Here is a 16,988-nt window from a genome sequence, read left to right on the forward strand (position 1 = left end):
CGGTGCGGGTTCGTCCGCCRCGTGCSGGCCGGTGGTCGCAGCACGGCCTGCGGCCGTGTCCTCAAGCGCCGGACGGGCTGGGGTTGCCCGGCCTGGGCCGGGTCCGTGGGGTGGAGGTCCCGGGTCGCTCCGGGGGCATGGGCGGGCGAGGCTCGCCCTATCCTGCGTCGCCCTAACGCAACGACCGTTTATCGCCCGCKCARYCCCCCTSCGCGCCCCGTCCCCCAAGCCACCCGCGGACCCGTCCACCGTGGTGGAGGGGATGAACCGGTCTGCACCCCGGTGGACCCATGACCGGCCTTGCCGGCTCGTGCGCGGCCTTCGGCCGCAACTCACACGCCCACGGCCCGCAGTCGAAGACTCCTCCCCTGCCAGGACGGGCCGGTTCGCTCACGTCGACAGGGGCGCGGAGGGGGTGTGTGCGGGCGATAAAACGTCGTTGCGCTAGGGACCGGCCAACCCCGGGCGAGCCTCGCCCGCACACACCCCCGCAGCGCCCCAACGGCACACACCCGTACCCGGCCACGCCCAGGCAACCCCAGCCCGTCCGGCGCTTGAGGACACCCGCGCGCAGCGGGGGTGCGAGCCACCACCGGCCCGCACGCGGCGGACGAACCCCCACCAAAGCAGCCCGTCCGGCGCTTGAGGACACGGCCGCAGGCCGTGCTGCGACCACCGGCCSGCACGYGGCGAACCAACCCGCACCYCAACAGCCCGTCCGGCGCRTGAGGACACCCGCGCGCAGCGGGGGTGCGCCCACCACCACGCCCGCACGAGGCGAACGACCCCCAACCAAAGCCCGCCCCTAGGCGGAGATCCCGTCGATCCGTGCCATCGCGTCGTCCGCGCCGTACGGCTGGAGGTAGGGCAGCCAGCGCGGGTCCCTGTGTCCGGTCCCGATGATCCGCCAGGCGAGCCCGCTGGGCGGCGCGGGCTGGTGGCGCAGGTGCCAGCCCAGCTCGCGCAGGTGCCGGTCGGCCTTGACGTGGTTGCAGCGGCGGCATGCGGCCACCACGTTGTCCCAGGCGTGCTGTCCCCCGCGGCTGCGCGGAACCACATGGTCGACGCTGGTTGCGACGCCACCGCAGTACATGCAGCGCCCGCCGTCGCGGGCGAAGAGCGCTTTGCGGGTGAGCGGAACGGGCCCCCGGTAGGGGACCCGCACGAACCGTTTCAGCCTGACCACACTGGGTGCGGCGACGGCACGGGTCGCACTGTGCATGAAGGCGCCGGACTCCTCGAGGCAGAGAGCCTTGTTCTCCAGGACGAGGACGAGAGCGCGGCGGAGCGGTACGACGCCCAGTGGCTCGTACGACGCGTTGAGGACCAGGACATGCGGCACGGATGCCTCCTTGTACGCCGGCGGCGCGTGGCTCGCGCCGGGACGATCTGTCTTCAGTTTCGCCTCATGGCCGGTCCGAACGCCACCACGTGCGCGTAACGGGCTGGAGGTGTTTTGCACCACAGGCACATGTGTCCCTTTTCTTCCTCCGTGGTGAGCCTCGTCTCTTGGCGCCGCGAGGGAAGGGGGTGGTCCGGCGCCCCCCGTTACTGTTGTTGAGGCTCCCCGTCACACGCCTGGAGGTTCCCCCTGTGACCGCGTTCTGGTCCGCCGTAGGCGCGGACACCACTCCGCAACCCGCACCCGTCACCCTCGAGGAGGCCGCCGAGAGGGCGAGCGACGCGGCGGGGTGGGTGGAGGAGAACTGGTCCACCTGGCTGAACACCGGGTTGCGGATCGCGCTGATCCTGGCGGTGGCGCTGGTGCTGCGCATGCTGGTGCGCCGCGCGCTGACCAAGCTCATAGAGCGGATGAACCGCTCCGCCCAGGCGGTGGAAGGCACTGCGCTCGGCGGGCTGCTGGTCAACGCCGAGCGGCGCAGACAGCGCTCGGAGGCCATCGGGTCGGTGCTGCGCTCGATCGCGTCCTTCCTGATCCTCGGCACCGCGGGGCTGATGGTCCTCGGCGCGTTCAACATCAATCTGGCGCCGCTGCTCGCCTCCGCCGGTGTGGCGGGTGTGGCGATCGGTTTCGGTGCGCGCAACCTCGTCACCGACTTCCTGTCCGGTGTGTTCATGATCATGGAGGACCAGTACGGCGTCGGTGACTCGGTCGACGCCGGGGTGGCCTCCGGCGAGGTCATCGAGGTGGGCCTGCGGGTCACCAAGCTGCGCGGCGACAACGGCGAGATCTGGTACGTGCGCAACGGCGAGATCAAGCGGATCGGCAACCTCAGCCAGGGCTGGGCGACCTCGGCCGTCGACGTCACCGTCCGGCCGTCGGAGGACCTGGACCGGGTGAAGACCGTGATCGGCGAGGTCGCCGAGGACCTGGCGAAGTCCGAGCCGTGGAACGAGCGCCTGTGGGGCCCCGTCGAGGTGCTGGGCCTGACCGAGGTGCTGCTCGACTCGATGACGTTCCGGGTCGCGGCGAAGACCATGCCGGGCCAGGCGCTCGGCGTGGAGCGCGAGCTGCGCTGGCGGATCAAGCGTGCGTTCGACGCGGAGGGCATCCGGATCGTCGGCGGGCTGCCGCAGCCGGCGGAGGAGGCGGCCGCCGATCCCACCGCGGGCATGTCCGCGCCGTCGGCCTTCGCCTCGCAGACGTCGCCGCAGTCCCTGGCGGCGTCGCCGATACCGCCGCCCACCAACCTGACGAAGTAGCGCCCCGCGCCGACGCCCCCCGAGCCCCCCGGGTTCGGGGGGCGTCGGTTGTTGACACGCCCTGACGGGCGCCCTACCTTGCCTTCTACCGATTAGGAAACTTTCCTAACAGTGCGCATCACGGAGGCTGGCCATGGCCGGAACGACACCCGGGACACCGCGCGTCCTGCGCGCCATGAACGACCGTGCCGCACTCGACCTGCTGCTGGAGCACGGCCCGCTCTCCCGGACCCGGATCGGCAACCTCACCGGCCTGTCCAAGCCCACCGCCTCCCAGCTGCTCGCCCGGCTGGAGGCCGCCGGGCTCGTCGTCGTCACCGGCACCACCGAGGGCAGGCCGGGCCCCAGCGCCCAGCTGTACGCGGTCAACGCCCGCGCCGCGTACGCCGCCGGTCTGGACGTGACCCCGCTGCGCATCCGGGCCGCCGTCGCCGACATCACCGGCGCGGTGGCCGGCGAGTTCGAGCTGCCCACTCCCGGCCGGCGCGCCGACGGCGTCGTCCGGCAGGTCACCGACGCGCTCGACGGCGCGGTCAAGGCGGCCGGCATCACCCGCGCCGACGTCCACCGCCTGGTCGTCGGCACCCCCGGCGCCTTCGACCCGTCCACCGGGCGGCTGCGGTACGCCTCCCACCTCCCCGGCTGGCACGCACCCACGCTGCTCGACGAGCTGGCCGCCGCCCTGCCCATGCCGGTCGAGTACGAGAACGACGTCAATCTGGTGGCCGTCGCCGAGCAGCGGCTCGGCGCTGCCCGCGGGCACGACACCTTCGTGCTGCTGTGGAACGAGGAGGGCCTCGGCGCCGCCGTCGTCATCGGCGGGCGGCTGCACCGCGGGTCCACCGGCGGCGCCGGCGAGGTCGGTTTCCTGCCGGTGCCCGGCACCCCCCTGGTCCGGCAGGTGACCAAGGCGAACAGCGGCGGCTTCCAGGAGCTGGCCGGCGCCCAGGCACTGCCGCGGCTCGCCCGTGAGCTCGGTATCGAGGGCGTCGGCGGCGGCCCGCACGCACAGATCGCCGCCGCCCTGCTCACCCGCGCCGCCGAGGCCGACTCGGGCGCGTACGGGCGCCTGCTCGACGCCTACGCGACGGGCCTCGCCACCGGTCTCGCCTCCCTGGTCGCGGTGCTCGACCCTGAGCTCGTCGTGCTCTCCGGCGACGTCATCGCCGCCGGCGGCGAGCCGTTGCGCACCCGCGTCCGGGCCGAGCTCTCCGAACTCGCCGCCGCCCGGCCCCGGCTGGTCTCCGGCACCGTCCGCAGCGACCCGGTGCTGCGCGGCGCGCTGGAGAGCGCCCTGGCCACCACCCGGGACGAGGTCTTCGACACCTCGCGCTGATCCCCGCTTCTCCCCCCTCTTTTCCCCGGCCCTTCGTCACAGGGAGACACCGCCATGCCCGGAATCCGCCGGACCAAGGCCGCCGCGCTCGCGGCGACGGCCGCGATATCGCTCCTCGCCACGGCCTGCACGGGATCGGCCGGCGGCACCGCGTCGGACGATCCGAGGGCGAGGACGACGCTCACCTTCTGGCACGGCTGGTCCGCGCCCTCCGAGGTCGCCGCGATCGAGGCCAACATCAGGTCGTTCGAGGCGAAGCACCCCGGCATCACCGTGAAGACCGTCAAGGGCATCACCGACGACAAGCTGAACCAGGCGCTGCGGGCCGGCGGCTCCCAGGCGCCCGACGTCGTCTCCTCGTTCACCACGGACAACGTCGGCCGCTTCTGCGCCACGGGCGCGCTCGCCGATCTGAAGCCGTTCCTCGACAAGTCCGGCATCGACCCGGCGACCACCTTCCTGCCCCAGATGGCCACGTACACCGAGCACGACGGCAAGCGCTGCGCGGTGCCGCTGCTGGGCGACGCCTACGGCCTCTACTACAACAAGAAGGCGTTCGCCGAGGCCGGGATCACCGCCCCGCCGAAAACCCTCTCCGAGTTCGACGCGGTGGCCGAGAAGCTCACGAAGCGCAAGGGCGACTCCTACGAGCAGCTCGGGTTCATGCCCAACTTCCAGGGCTACGAGACCACCTTCGAGCACTACGCCTCGCAGTTCGGCGTCCGGTACTTCGACGCGGACGGGAAGTCCGCCCTGGCCGGGGACCCGGCCGTGAAGGCGCTCTTCACCTGGCAGAAGAAGCTCGCCGACCGGCTCGGCGGCTACGCGCGGCTGGAGCGCTTCCGCGCGTCGCTGGGCGACGAGTGGGGCCCCAAGCACCCGTTCCACACCGGCCAGGTCGCCATGCAGCTCGACGGCGAGTGGCGCGGCAAGATGGCCTCGGACGCGGACCTGGACTTCGAGATCGGCGCCGCGCCCTTCCCTGTGCCGGACGACCAGGCGGACGAGTACGGCAAGGGATACCTGTCCGGCACGATCCTCGGCATCGCCCGGGTCAGCAAGAAGCAGAACGCCGCCTGGGAACTGGTGAGGTACCTGTCCACCGACACCGACGCGGTGGTCTCCTTCGCCAACGCCATCCACAACGTGCCCTCCACCCAGGCCGCGCTGAAGTCGCCCGCCCTGGGCGACGACCCCCTGTACCGCACGTTCGTCTCCATCGCCCAGCACCCGGGCAGCTCCCACGCGCCCTCCTCGGTGAACGGCGGGGCCTTCCTGCTCACCGCGCAGGACCTGGGGGTGCGCTGGGAGGCCGGCCGGGAGAAGGACCTGGACGCCGGGCTGCGCAAGGCCGACGCCCAGGTCGACAAGGACAACGAGCAGGCACGCTGATGACCGCCGCCGTCCACGCCGCGGCGCCCGGGCTGCGGGCCCGGCGCCGGAGGAACGCGCTGCGCACGCTCGCGTTCCTCTCCCCCTGGCTGATCGGCTTCGCCGTCTTCTTCGCGTACCCGCTGGTGTCGACCGTCTACTTCTCCTTCATGAAGTACGACGGGTTCGCCCCGCCGACCTGGGTGGGCCTGAAGAACTGGGCGTACGTCTTCGGCGACTACCCCTACTTCTGGCCCGCGCTGCGCAACACGCTGTGGCTGGTCGCCGTGATGGTGTCGCTGCGGGTCCTCTTCGGGATCGGCATCGGGCTGCTGATCACGAAGATCAAGACGGGTGCCGGGCTGTTCCGGACCTTCTTCTACCTGCCCTACCTCGCCCCGCCGGTCGCCGCGACCATGTCGTTCGTCTTCCTGCTCAACCCCGGTACGGGACCGGCGAACACGATCCTTCAGTCGCTGGGGCTGCCGGCACCCGGCTGGTTCACCGACCCGGCCTGGTCCAAGCCGTCGCTGACCCTGCTGGCACTGTGGGGCATCGGCGACCTGATGGTGATCTTCATGGCGGCGCTGCTCGACGTGCCGAAGGAGCAGTACGAGGCGGCGGAGCTGGACGGCGCGGGACCGTGGCAGCGGTTCCGGTCCGTCACCCTGCCGAACATCTCGCCCATCGTGCTCTTCGCGGTGGTCACCGGCGTGATCGCGACCATGCAGTACTACACGGAGCCGCTGGTGGCCGCGAAGGTCGCCAGCGGTGTGATCGGCGGCTCCGGCCAGCAGTTCGAGCCGGGCTATCCCGACCGGACCACGCTCACCGTCCCGCAGATCGTCTACAACCTGGGCTTCCAGCGGTTCGACACGGGAGCGGCGTGCGTGGTCGCGCTGGTGCTGTTCGCCCTGGCGATGGCGTTCACCGCGGTGCTGATGCGGCGCCGCTCCGGCTTCCTGTCGGCGGAGGACTGACGATGACCCTGCTCAGTACCCGGCCGGCACCCGGCGCGTCCCTTCCCCCGGCCGAGGGCACGGGCACCGCCCGTCGTGCGGCCCGGCGCCGGGCCGCACTGGAGTGGGTGGCCGTCCACTCGCTCGCCGTCGCCGCCGCGCTCTTCTTCCTGCTCCCGTTCGTCTTCGTCCTGCTCACCGCCGTGATGAGCGACGACCAGGCCCTCACCCGCGACCTGTGGCCGCACACCTGGGAATGGGGGAACTTCGCGACCGTCTGGAACACCCCCGGCTTCCTGACCTGGTGGCGCAACACCCTGCTGTACGCGGGCCTCGGCACGGTGCTCGCCGTGGGCTCCAGCATCCCCGTGGCCTACGCGCTGGCCGTCTTCCGCTTCCGGGGCCGCAACCTGGCGATGATGCTGGTCATCGCCATGATGATGCTGCCCCCGCAGGTGGTCGTGGTGCCGATGTACCTGTTCTGGGCGAAGCAGCTCGACCTGGCGGGCACACTGTGGCCGCTGATCATCCCGTTCGGCTTCGGCAACGCCTTCAGCATCTTCCTGCTGCGCCAGTTCCTGCTGACCATCCCGCGGGAGTACACGGAGGCCGCCCGTATCGACGGCTGCGGGGAGCTGCGCACCCTGGTGCGGATCGTCCTGCCCATGGCGAAGCCCGCCATCGCGGCGGTGGCGCTGTTCCACTTCTTCTACTGCTGGAACGACTACTTCGGACCGCAGATCTATGCCTCCGAGAACCCGGCCGCCTGGACCCTGAGCTACGGCCTGGAGTCCTTCAAGGGCGCCCATCAGACCGACTGGAATCTCACCATGGCCGCGACGGTGCTGATCATGGCACCGGTGATCGTGGTCTTCTTCTTCGCGCAGAAGGCGTTCATCGAGGGCGTCACCCTGACCGGAGTGAAGGGCTAGGAACAATGAAACTCGCAGTCGTCGGGGGCGGCTCCACCTACACCCCCGAACTGATCGACGGCTTCGCGCGGATGCGCGACACCCTGCCGATCACCGAACTCGTCCTGATCGACCCGGCCGCCGACCGGCTGGAACTCGTCGGCGGCCTGGCCCGGCGGATCTTCGCCAAGCAGGGCCACGCCGGGACGATCGTCACCACCTCGGACCTCGACGCCGGGGTCGAGGGCGCCGACGCCGTCCTGCTCCAGCTCCGCGTCGGCGGCCAGGCCGCGCGGCAGCAGGACGAGACCTGGCCGCTGGAGTGCGGCTGCGTCGGACAGGAGACCACGGGCGCGGGCGGCCTCGCGAAGGCGCTGCGCACCGTGCCCGTCGTCCTGGACATCGCCGAACGGGTGCGCCGCAGCAACCCGGACGCCTGGATCATCGACTTCACCAACCCGGTGGGCATCGTGACCCGAGCCCTGCTCGGCGCCGGCCACAAGGCGGTCGGCCTGTGCAACGTGGCCATCGGCCTCCAGCGCAAGTTCGCGAAGCTCCTCGACGTGACGCCGGGTCAGGTGCACCTGGACCACGTGGGGCTCAACCACCTCACCTGGGAGACCGGTGTGCGCATCGGCGGGCCGGACGGCGAGGACGTGCTGCCGAAGCTGCTCGCCGAGCACGGCGAGGCCGTCGCCGCCGACCTGCGGCTGCCGCGGCACCTGCTGGAGCGGCTCGGCGTCGTCCCCTCCTACTACCTGCGCTACTTCTACGCGCACGACGAGGTCGTCGAGGAGTCCCGCACCAAGCCCTCGCGGGCCGCCGAGGTCGCCGCCATGGAACGGCAGTTGCTGGAGATGTACGGCGACCCCGCGCTCGACGAGAAGCCGGAGCTGCTGGCCAAGCGGGGCGGCGCGTTCTACTCGGAGGCCGCGGTGGACCTCGCCGCGTCCCTGCTGGGCGGGGAGGGCGGCCGGGTGCAGGTGGTGAACACCCTCAACCGGGGGACGCTGCCGTTCCTGCCGGACGACGCCGTCGTCGAGGTGCAGGCCCGGGTCGGCGCCGACGGTGCCGTACCCCTGCCGGTGCCGCGGCTCGACCCGCTCTACGCGGGGCTGATCGCCCAGGTGACGGCGTACGAGGACCTGGCCCTGGAGGCGGCCCTGCGCGGCGGCCGGGACCGGGTCTTCCGGGCGCTGCTGGCCCATCCGCTGGTCGGTCAGTACGGGTACGCCGACCGGCTCACCGACAGCCTGATCGCACACAACCGGGAGCACCTCGCGTGGGCGTGAACGCAAGCGTCCTCGCCGTCGACGCGGGCAACAGCAAGACCGACGTCGCCTTCGTCGCCGCCGACGGGACGGTGCTGGGCACCGGCCGCGGCGGCGGCTTCCAGCCCCCGCGGGTCGGTGTCGAGGCCGCCGTCGACGTCGTGGCCGCCGCGGTGGACGCCGCACGGGCCGCCGCGCGTGCGGCCGGCACGCCCGTCGACCGGGCGGAGCACGTCTTCGCCGCGCTCGCCAACGCCGACCTCCCGGTGGAGGAGGCCGAGTTGACCGAGGCGCTGCACGCGCGGGGCTGGGGGGACACCACCGAGGTGCGCAACGACACGTTCGCCGTGCTGCGCGCCGGGGTGGACGAGCCCCGGGGAGTCGCCGTGGTGTGCGGGGCGGGCATCAACTGCGTGGGGATGCTGCCCGACGGGCGCACCGCACGCTTCCCCGCCATCGGGAAGCTCTCCGGGGACTGGGGAGGCGGCGGCGGACTCGCCGAGGAGGCGCTCTGGTACGCGGCACGGGCCGAGGACGGGCGGGGCGAGGCGACCGCCCTCACCCGCACCCTGCCCGGGCACTTCGGTCTCGGCTCCGTGTACGCGCTGATCGAGGCCCTCCATCTGGGCACGCTGCCGGTGGTGCGCCGGCACGAACTGGCCCCGGTGCTCTTCGCGACGAGCGCCGAGGGCGACGCCGTGGCCCGGTCGCTGGTGCGCCGCCAGGCCGAGGAGATCGTGGCCATGGCGTCCGTGGCCCTCGGACGGCTCGGGCTCCTCGGCGAGGAGACGCCGCTGGTGCTCGGCGGCAGCGTGCTGGCCGCCCGGCACCCGCAACTGGACGCGGACATCGCCGAACTGCTCGAACGCAAGGCGCCCAGGGCGGTGGTGCGTGTCGTGACCGCTCCCCCCGTGCTGGGCGCGGCCCTCCTGGGCCTCGACCGCACCCCGGCCCTCCCGGAGGCGCACGCGAGGCTCCGCGCGTATTTCGGGGCGGCCTGACGCGGTGTGGGGGCGGGGTGCCGGGGGTGTTGCCCGCCCCCGTCGGCTGCGCCCCGCGCGGGCGGAGCGCGTCGCGCCGGGTACCCGCCGTGGAGCGGTACCGCGCTGAACGCGGTGTCCTCCATCGCCGGACGGGCCGACGGAGTCAGCCTCGCCGGCGGTGGAGGGCGGCCTCGCCCCTGCCGGGGGGCGGCACAACGACCGGTCAGCCCCGCCCACGACCGGGAGGCACACCCTCGGTTCGGCGGGAGCGACGCCCCGGCCGCCCGGCCCCGGCGGCGTGTGAGGCGCGGGGGTGCGGGGGCGGCGCCCCCGTGGAGACGTCGCGCACACGGGCGGCGCGGGCCGGGGACCGACGCCCCCGCACGGGCGACGCGATGCTCCCGGGGCACGCTCCGCACGGGCAGCCGCGGCATCCCCTCCCGGGGCCGCCCGGATTCACCCGTTCGGCGGGAACCGTCCAGCAGCGGGGAGCGTATTCACTGAGGGGACGCAGTGGGGGAAGGTCCGGCGCACGGCGGTCGTCGCCGCGCGCCGCGACGAGTCGATCAAGATCCAGTCAATTCTGGTGCGAAGCAGTCCCCTGCGGCCATACTGCTGGCCGGGAGTCATCCGAGGGCCCGCCGGGGAGCGGGCCGTCATCGACCGAGGGGGAGGTCACGTGACACACCCGCCGACGGTGGGCACAGCGCCTCAGCCGGCTCCTGCACCCGCGCCCGGGCCCGCACCCGCACGGCCGCCCGCCGGCCCAGGGCCGGCAGGACCGGGCGCCGTCTCCCGGGCCGAGATCGTGCGCCGGCTGCGCGCCGCCGCCACCACCGAACCCGGCCGGCTCCAGATCGTCGGAGCCGTACTCGCCGCGCTGATGGTGGTGTTCGGCGCGGTCACCGCCCTGGAGGTCTCCGACCGGGCGGCCGCCGCCGACGACGTGGTGAGCCGCAGCCAGCCGCTGAGCCGGGACGCTGCGTCCGTCTACCGCTCCCTCGCCGACGCCAACACCGCGGCGTCCACCGGCTTCCTCTCCGGCGCCGAGGAACCGCGCGAGGTCAAGGAGCGGTACGAGAAGGACATCGCCCGCGCCTCCCGCCTGCTGGTCACCGCCGCCACCCACACGGACTCGGACAGCGAGTCGGGCCGCCAGATCGCCCACCTCAACGAGCTTCTCCCCCGCTACACCGGCTACGTGGAGACCGCCCGCGCCAACAACCGTCTGGGGCACCCCCTCGGCGGCGCGTATCTGCGCTTCGCCAGCGACCTGATGACCGAGGACCTGCTCCCCGCGGCACGCAAGCTCCATCTCGCCGAGTCCACCCGGCTCCGCGCAGACTACGACGACCCGCGCTTCTGGCCCCTGGCGTCGGTGGCAGCCGGTGTCGCCGCGCTGGCCGTCCTCGGCTGGGCCCAGCGCCGCAACTACCGTCGCACGCACCGTGTGTTCAACCACGGCCTGCTCGCCACCACCGTCGCCGCCGCCCTGGTGACGGGGTGGCTGGTGGGTGCCCAGGCGCTCGCCGGAGCCCGGCTGGACGACGCGGAGGTCCACGCCCAGCGCTCGCTCGACGTGCTGAGCGAGGCCCGCATCCAGGCCCTCCAGGCGCGCGCCAGCGAGAACCTCACCCTCGTCGCCCGCGGCGCCGTGCTCACCGACGACGGCAAGGACGACAAGTACGCCGTGGAGTACGCGCAGGCGATGGAGCGTCTCGGCAGCTCCCTGGACGACGCCCTGCGCCACGCCGACGACACCGCGGGCCGCACGCCCGTCGAGAAGGCGGTGGAGACGGTCGCCGCCTGGCGGACCAGGCACACCGACGTCACCAAGGCCGACCAGGGCGGCGACTACGACGGCGCCGTGGCGCGCGTCATCGGGGGCGAGGGCTCGACCAACGAGTCCTTCGACTCGCTCGACACGGCCCTCACCGAGGCGCTGGAGCACGAGCAGCGGGAGTTCACCGCGTCCGCGAAGGCCGCCGGTTCGGCGTTCACGGGCCTGGCCGCGGGTGCGGCACTGCTGGCCGTGCTCGGCGCGGTGACCGCGGTGCTCGGCATCAACCGCAGGCTTTCGGAGTACCGGTGAGAGGGGGAGCGATGACCGACGAGCCGACGGGCGCCCGCCGCCGCGGGGTCCGTGCCGGGCTGCGCGGGTGGGGCGGTGTCGCCGGGATGGCCGCCGCCTGCGCGCTGACGGCCGCCGTCACGCTGCTGCCGTTGTCCCACGGGGGTGCGGCACTGGGCGCCGACCCCGCCGGGCGGGGCAGCGCCTTGCCGGCGAAGGCGGACGACTGCACCGACCCCGAGGCGTCCCTGCGCCCGTCGACGGCCGGCGGCCCGAACATCGACGCCATCAGGGAGCGGGGCAAACTCGTCGTCGGCGTCGACCAGAACAGCTACCAGTGGGGCTTCCGCAGGCCCCTCGACCCGGAGGAGACGGCCGACGGCGCCGTCAAGGCGTCGGCCGGGCGGCTGGAGGGCTTCGACATCGACCTCGCCCGCGCCATCGCGGCGGACATCCTCGGCAGCGAGGACGCCATCATCTTCCGTGCGATACCGACCAACCAGCGGATCGCCGCGCTGGACAGCGGCGCGGTCGACATCGTGGTGCGCACCATGACGATCAACTGCGCCCGTATCGAGCAGGTCGCCTTCTCGACCGCCTACTTCCAGGCGGGACAGCAGGTCCTCGCGCCCAAGGGCCAGAAGATCACGGGCTACGACGCCTCCCTGTCGGGGAAGCGGGTGTGCACGGCCGAGGGGTCGACCGCGTACGAGGCCATGGAGAAGAACGCCTTCGGCGCGGTCTTCCGGGACGAGCACGACGGCGGCCCCGGGGACGAGGACCTGCTCACCGTGCCGAACCAGCTGGACTGCCTGGTCAGACTCCAGCAGGGCCTGGTGGACGCGATCGTCACGGACAACGCGCTGGCGGCCGGGCAGGCGGCGCAGGATCCCGCGGTCGAGCTCAAGGGCTCGCCCTTCACCACCGAGTACTACGGGGTGGCGACCAAGCTCGGCAAGGACGATCTGGTGCGCCGGGTGAACCATGTGCTCGACGAGTACCGCAAGGGGCCCTGGATGGCCGCGTACACGCGCTGGCTGAAGGACGACCTGCCGGGGATCACGGCTCCGCCGCAGCCCAAGTACCGCGAGGGTTAGGGGGCGGGCGGACGACGGGGACGGGCAGGACCGAAAGCCAGGACACGCACGGATCGGAGAGGTGATCGATGGGCGTCGCGGGACCCTTTTCCGGCGCGGCGGGGACACCCCACGGGCCGGTGATGGACCGGGACGAGGTGGACCGCGCGCTGGCGCGGCTCGGCGCGGAGCACGAGGCCGTCGAGACCTCGCTCCTCGCGCTCCAGGACCACGCCGGGCGCCGGCTCCTGGAGGGCGCCGAGCTGACCGGCGTCACCAAGGACCGCTGGGCCGCCGCCGAACAGTCGATCACCCAGTTGTGGACCTACTTCGACGCCTATTCCGGCGCGCTCGCCGCCATGCGCGAACTGCGCGCCCGGCGGCGCTGGTCCAGCCGTGAGGACCTCGTCGAGCTCACCGAGCGGCTGCGCGGGCGCAGCGTCACCGTCGCGGGCCAGGCGGTGCCCCCGTCGCCGGACATCGCGGGCCCCGCCGTGCTCTCCGAGGAGTTCACCCTCCAGGAGCTCGTCGCGCGGATGAACGCCCTCTACGCCTCCTCGCTCGACACCATCATCACCGCCGACGCGGTCTGGTCCGCGCTGCCGGCCCGGATAGACCTCCTCTCCGCGGAACTGCGGCGCACCCGCTCGCTGGCCCACTCCGTCGGCGTGCGGCCGGGCGAGCACCCGTCGGGCGACGATCTGGAGTCGATCACCCACGAGCTGGCCACCCTGCGCGCCCAGGTCCTCTCGGATCCGCTGGCCTTCTGGCGTCCCGCGCAGGGCAGTTCGGCACCGGGCGGCGGCCGCCCCGACACCGACCGCTACGACCGGGCGGCGCGTGACCTGGAGGACGTCCGCCGGGAGATCGAGGCGGTGCTCCAGGTCCGCCAGGACTCCGAGGAACGGCTGCTGCGGCTGCGGGACGTGCTCTCCCGGGCGGACCGCACCCTCGCCGAGGCCCGCGCGGCCCGCGGCGAGGTGCTGGCCAAGATCGCGGCGTCCGAGGTGCCCGCGGTCAGCGGTCCGCCCACCGCGCTCCAGGAACGGCTCGCCACCGCGGCCGAGTACCGGCGGCACTCCCGGTGGCACCGGCTGTCGCCGCTGCTGGAGTCGCTGGAGCGGGACGCGGAGGACGAGCTGCACCGGGCCCGCGAGTCGCTGACCGCCGTCACCGCGCCGCTGGCGGTCCGCGCCGAACTGCGCGGCCGATTGGACGCGTACAGGGCGAAGGTGGCCCGGCACGGCATGGCGGAGGATCCGCTGCTGATCGAGCGGTACGACGCGGCACGGCGGATGCTCTGGAGCGCGCCGTGCGACCTGCGCGCCGCGGAGCAGGCCGTGCTGCGCTACCAGCACGCGGCGGCGGAGGTGCTCGTACCGAGAGCGGACGGACCCGGCCTTCAGGACAGCAGGGGGGATTCATGAGCGAGAACACGAACTGCCAGCGCCCCGGCTGCGAGGGCTCCTACGAGGACATGGGGGGCGGCGAACTGTACTGCGACACCTGCGGCCTCGCCCCCGTCGTGTCGCCCACGGGCATGGTGTCGTCACCGCCCACCGGCGTCGCCGGCGGAGCGCGGGACTCGGTGTCGGCGCGCAGCGGGCGGGCGTCCTCGCGTTCGTCGACGTCTCGCCGGTCGGTGTCGGGCCGCCTGTCGCGTTCCCTGACGGGCGGCGGCACGTCCTCGCAGTCGGTGTCGGTGCGCAGTTCCGGTACGTCCACGGCGGCCTCGGGGCGCAACCGCCTCGGCGCCGGACTGGTCGCCGTGCCGGAGGTGCCGAGGCCCGACCCCCGGTCGGCCGTGATGACGGACCCGGAGGTCCCCGAGCGCAAGCGGTTCTGCTCCCGCTCCGACTGCGGCGCGCCGGTCGGTCGCGCCCGCGGGGACCGGCCGGGGCGCACGGAGGGCTTCTGCACCAAGTGCGGTCACCCGTACTCCTTCGTGCCCAAGCTCAAGGGCGGCGACATCGTCCACGGCCAGTACGAGGTCGCGGGCTGTCTCGCGCACGGCGGCCTGGGCTGGGTGTACCTGGCGGTGGACCGGGCGGTGTCCGACCGCTGGGTGGTCCTCAAGGGCCTGCTGGACACGGGCGACCAGGACGCGATGGCGGCGGCGATCTCCGAGCGGCGCTTCCTCGCCGAGATCGAGCACTCCAACATCGTGCGCATCTACAACTTCGTCGAGCACCTCGACCAGCGCACCGGCTCCCTCGACGGCTACATCGTCATGGAGTACGTCGGCGGCAAGTCGCTGAAGGAGATCGCGAACGGGCGCCGCGGACCGGACGGCCGGCGCGATCCGCTGCCGGTCGAGCAGGCCTGCGCGTACGGCATCGAGGCGCTGGAGGCGCTGGGCCATCTGCACAGCAGAAACCTTCTCTACTGCGACTTCAAGGTCGACAACGCCATCCAGCAGCAGGACCAGCTCAAGCTGATCGACATGGGCGCGGTCCGCCGGATGGACGACGACGAGTCCGCGATCTACGGGACCGTGGGCTACCAGGCGCCGGAGGTGGCCGAGGTCGGTCCCTCGGTCGCCTCCGACCTCTACACCGTCGCCCGGACGCTCGCGGTCATGACGTTCGACTTCCAGGGCTACACGAACGTCTTCGTGGACAGCCTGCCCGACCCCGAGAACATCCCCGTCTTCCGCACCTACGAGTCGTTCTACCGGCTGCTGGTCCGGGCCACGGACCCGGATCCGGCGCGCCGGTTCGCGTCCGCGCAGGAGATGGCCGACCAGCTCACCGGGGTGCTGCGGGAGGTCGTCGCCATGCAGACGGGGCGCCCCCGCCCCGCCCTGTCCACGCTCTTCGGCCCCGAACTGCGGGTGACGGACACCGAGTTGTTCGCCGAGCTCACGGAGGACGTCTCCGCGCTGGGCGCACGCCGGACGGGCCGCGCCGCACGCGGCGCCCCGGCGCTGCCACCGGGCGCGGGGGTGCCCGCCCCGCGCGGGGCGGGCACCCCCGCGGTGCCGGCCGCCCCGGGCACCGCCCGGCTCGCGCCCCTCGACACCCGGGCCGGCGCGCTGGCGCTCCCCGTCCCCCGCGTCGACCCCCACGACCCCAACGCCGGTTTCCTCGCAGGGCTGATGGCCTCCGCGCCGGCCGAACTGATCACCGCGCTGCACGGCGTGCCGGCGAGTTCCACGGAGACGCTGCTGCGCGAGCTGCGCGCCCGGCTCGAACTGGGCGACCTGACCGCGGCGTCGGCCGCACTGGCCACCCTGGAGAGCGGACATCCCGACGACTGGCGGGTGGTCTGGTACCGGGGCGTCGCCTCGCTGGTGCACGGCGACCACGAGACGGCGGCGCTCTCCTTCGACGCGGTCTACGACGCGTTCCCGGGAGAGTGCGCGCCGAAGCTGGCGCTCGGGCTGTGCGCCGAGGTGCTCGGCCAGCTGGACAACGCGGCGGACTACTACCGCCTGGTGTGGACGACCGATCCGAGCTTCGTCAGCGCCGCGTTCGGGCTCGCACGGGTGCAGTTGGCGGCGGGCGACCGGCCGGGCGCCGTACGGACACTGGAGTCGGTGCCCGAAGCGTCCATCCACTACACGGCCGCCCGGGTGGCCGCCGTGCGGTCGCGGCTGCGGCGGCGCGCCGCGCACGAGGCGCTGCTGGCCGATCTGGCGGCGTCCGCGGCGCAGGTGGAGGCACTGGACGCGTTCGGTCTGGACGCGGTGCGCCGGGAGAAGTTGGCGACCGAGGTGCTCGGCACCGCACTCGACTGGGTAATCTCCGGTAGTCCCGGAGCCGGGCCGTCCCCGGCGGCGCCCGTCGCCGCGCCGGGTCCGAACGGACCCTCGGCGCTGCTGGGCAGCCCGCTGGACGAGCGCGGTCTGCGCTTCGGGCTGGAGCGTTCCTACCGGGTCCTGGCCCGGCTCGCCCAGCGCGGCGAGGAACGGATAGAACTGGTGGAGCGGGCGAACCGCTACCGCCCCCGGACGTGGGTGTGATGATGGCGCAGATGCACCAGTCGGCCGAGGGGCAGTCCTGCCCCGGCTGCGAGGAGCCGGTGGAGTCGGGCGACCGGTTCTGCGGAGCCTGCGGGTACGACCTGTCGGCGCTCGCGGCGCCGGCCGGGACCGACCGCCCCACCCAGGCGATCGGCACCCCGGTGGAGTGGCCCACGGCCGCCGGCACCGACACCTCGGGCATGTCCCCGCCCACCCAGCACGCCGCCGACCTCGCCGAGTCCGCGGCCACCTCCGCGGGCGGCCCCGCCGGAGCCCGGCCCACCCCGCCGCCTGTCCCGCCGGTGCCACCGTCGGCCGGCTCGGCGGCACAGCCCACTCCGCCTGTTCCGACGGTGGCACCGGCGGAACAGGCGGAGTGGGC

General features: G+C 73.3%; 13 protein-coding genes. 12 read left to right on the forward strand and 1 reads right to left on the reverse strand.

The genetic code is table 11. From position 1 onward, the window contains the following. Positions 1-805: 805 nt before the first annotated feature. A complete protein-coding gene (locus tag EAO77_RS02495; protein ID WP_147986490.1) occupies positions 806-1,342 on the reverse strand; it encodes an HNH endonuclease in 537 nt (178 codons plus the stop codon). 251 nt (positions 1,343-1,593) lie between these two features. Between EAO77_RS02495 and EAO77_RS02500 the strand changes: the two genes are divergently transcribed. The 12 genes from EAO77_RS02500 to EAO77_RS38395 form a co-directional block, all read left to right on the forward strand. After that, entirely contained in the window at positions 1,594-2,664 is a 1,071-nt protein-coding gene (locus tag EAO77_RS02500; protein WP_147986491.1) for a mechanosensitive ion channel family protein, read from the forward strand. 133 nt (positions 2,665-2,797) lie between these two features. Further along, complete coding sequence (locus tag EAO77_RS02505) at positions 2,798-4,000, forward strand: ROK family transcriptional regulator (RefSeq protein ID WP_147986492.1); 1,203 nt, start codon at positions 2,798-2,800, stop codon at positions 3,998-4,000. Positions 4,001-4,054: 54 nt separating this feature from the next. Further along, positions 4,055-5,392: an ABC transporter substrate-binding protein gene (locus tag EAO77_RS02510; RefSeq protein WP_147986493.1), complete on the forward strand. Its 1,338-nt coding sequence runs from the start codon at positions 4,055-4,057 to the stop codon at positions 5,390-5,392. Beyond that, positions 5,392-6,351 carry a carbohydrate ABC transporter permease gene (locus EAO77_RS02515; protein ID WP_147986494.1) on the forward strand — a complete coding sequence of 320 codons (960 nt, stop codon included), beginning with the start codon at positions 5,392-5,394 and terminating at the stop codon, positions 6,349-6,351. The genes EAO77_RS02510 and EAO77_RS02515 overlap by 1 nt, the downstream gene beginning before the upstream one ends. Before the next feature lie 2 nt (positions 6,352-6,353). Further along, positions 6,354-7,262, forward strand: a complete 909-nt coding sequence (locus tag EAO77_RS02520) for a carbohydrate ABC transporter permease (RefSeq protein ID WP_147986495.1) — start codon at positions 6,354-6,356, stop codon at positions 7,260-7,262. A gap of 5 nt (positions 7,263-7,267) precedes the next feature. Further along, positions 7,268-8,533: a 6-phospho-beta-glucosidase gene (locus tag EAO77_RS02525; RefSeq protein WP_147986496.1), complete on the forward strand. Its 1,266-nt coding sequence runs from the start codon at positions 7,268-7,270 to the stop codon at positions 8,531-8,533. After that, complete coding sequence (locus EAO77_RS02530; protein WP_147986497.1) at positions 8,524-9,513, forward strand: N-acetylglucosamine kinase; 990 nt, start codon at positions 8,524-8,526, stop codon at positions 9,511-9,513. The genes EAO77_RS02525 and EAO77_RS02530 overlap by 10 nt, the downstream gene beginning before the upstream one ends. Before the next feature lie 661 nt (positions 9,514-10,174). Continuing rightward, positions 10,175-11,587, forward strand: coding sequence for a hypothetical protein (locus EAO77_RS02535; RefSeq protein ID WP_410088203.1), 1,413 nt, complete (start codon positions 10,175-10,177; stop codon positions 11,585-11,587). A gap of 11 nt (positions 11,588-11,598) precedes the next feature. After that, positions 11,599-12,663, forward strand: coding sequence for a glutamate ABC transporter substrate-binding protein (locus EAO77_RS02540; protein ID WP_147986499.1), 1,065 nt, complete (start codon positions 11,599-11,601; stop codon positions 12,661-12,663). 68 nt (positions 12,664-12,731) lie between these two features. Continuing rightward, positions 12,732-14,069 (forward strand): hypothetical protein, encoded by a 1,338-nt coding sequence (locus tag EAO77_RS02545; RefSeq protein ID WP_187283096.1) that lies wholly within the window; start codon positions 12,732-12,734, stop codon positions 14,067-14,069. Next, positions 14,066-16,606, forward strand: a complete 2,541-nt coding sequence (locus EAO77_RS02550; protein WP_147986500.1) for a serine/threonine-protein kinase — start codon at positions 14,066-14,068, stop codon at positions 16,604-16,606. Before EAO77_RS02545 ends, EAO77_RS02550 begins: the two co-directional genes overlap by 4 nt. A gap of 11 nt (positions 16,607-16,617) precedes the next feature. After that, positions 16,618-16,988 (forward strand): zinc ribbon domain-containing protein (locus tag EAO77_RS38395; RefSeq protein WP_222723642.1); only part of this gene is annotated, 371 nt, incomplete at its 3' end.

Origin of the sequence: Streptomyces sp. T39, assembly GCF_008042045.1 — a bacterium.
Taxonomy (GTDB): Bacteria; Actinomycetota; Actinomycetes; order Streptomycetales; family Streptomycetaceae; genus Streptomyces.

Coding starts and splice junctions, on each gene's coding strand:
- EAO77_RS02505 (WP_147986492.1), top strand. CDS start 2,798: ATGGCCGGAACGACACCCGGGACACCGCGCGTCCTGCGCGCCATGAAC.
- EAO77_RS02510 (WP_147986493.1), top strand. CDS start 4,055: ATGCCCGGAATCCGCCGGACCAAGGCCGCCGCGCTCGCGGCGACGGCC.
- EAO77_RS02515 (WP_147986494.1), top strand. CDS start 5,392: ATGACCGCCGCCGTCCACGCCGCGGCGCCCGGGCTGCGGGCCCGGCGC.
- EAO77_RS02520 (WP_147986495.1), top strand. CDS start 6,354: ATGACCCTGCTCAGTACCCGGCCGGCACCCGGCGCGTCCCTTCCCCCG.
- EAO77_RS02525 (WP_147986496.1), top strand. CDS start 7,268: ATGAAACTCGCAGTCGTCGGGGGCGGCTCCACCTACACCCCCGAACTG.
- EAO77_RS02540 (WP_147986499.1), top strand. CDS start 11,599: ATGACCGACGAGCCGACGGGCGCCCGCCGCCGCGGGGTCCGTGCCGGG.
- EAO77_RS02545 (WP_187283096.1), top strand. CDS start 12,732: ATGGGCGTCGCGGGACCCTTTTCCGGCGCGGCGGGGACACCCCACGGG.
- EAO77_RS02550 (WP_147986500.1), top strand. CDS start 14,066: ATGAGCGAGAACACGAACTGCCAGCGCCCCGGCTGCGAGGGCTCCTAC.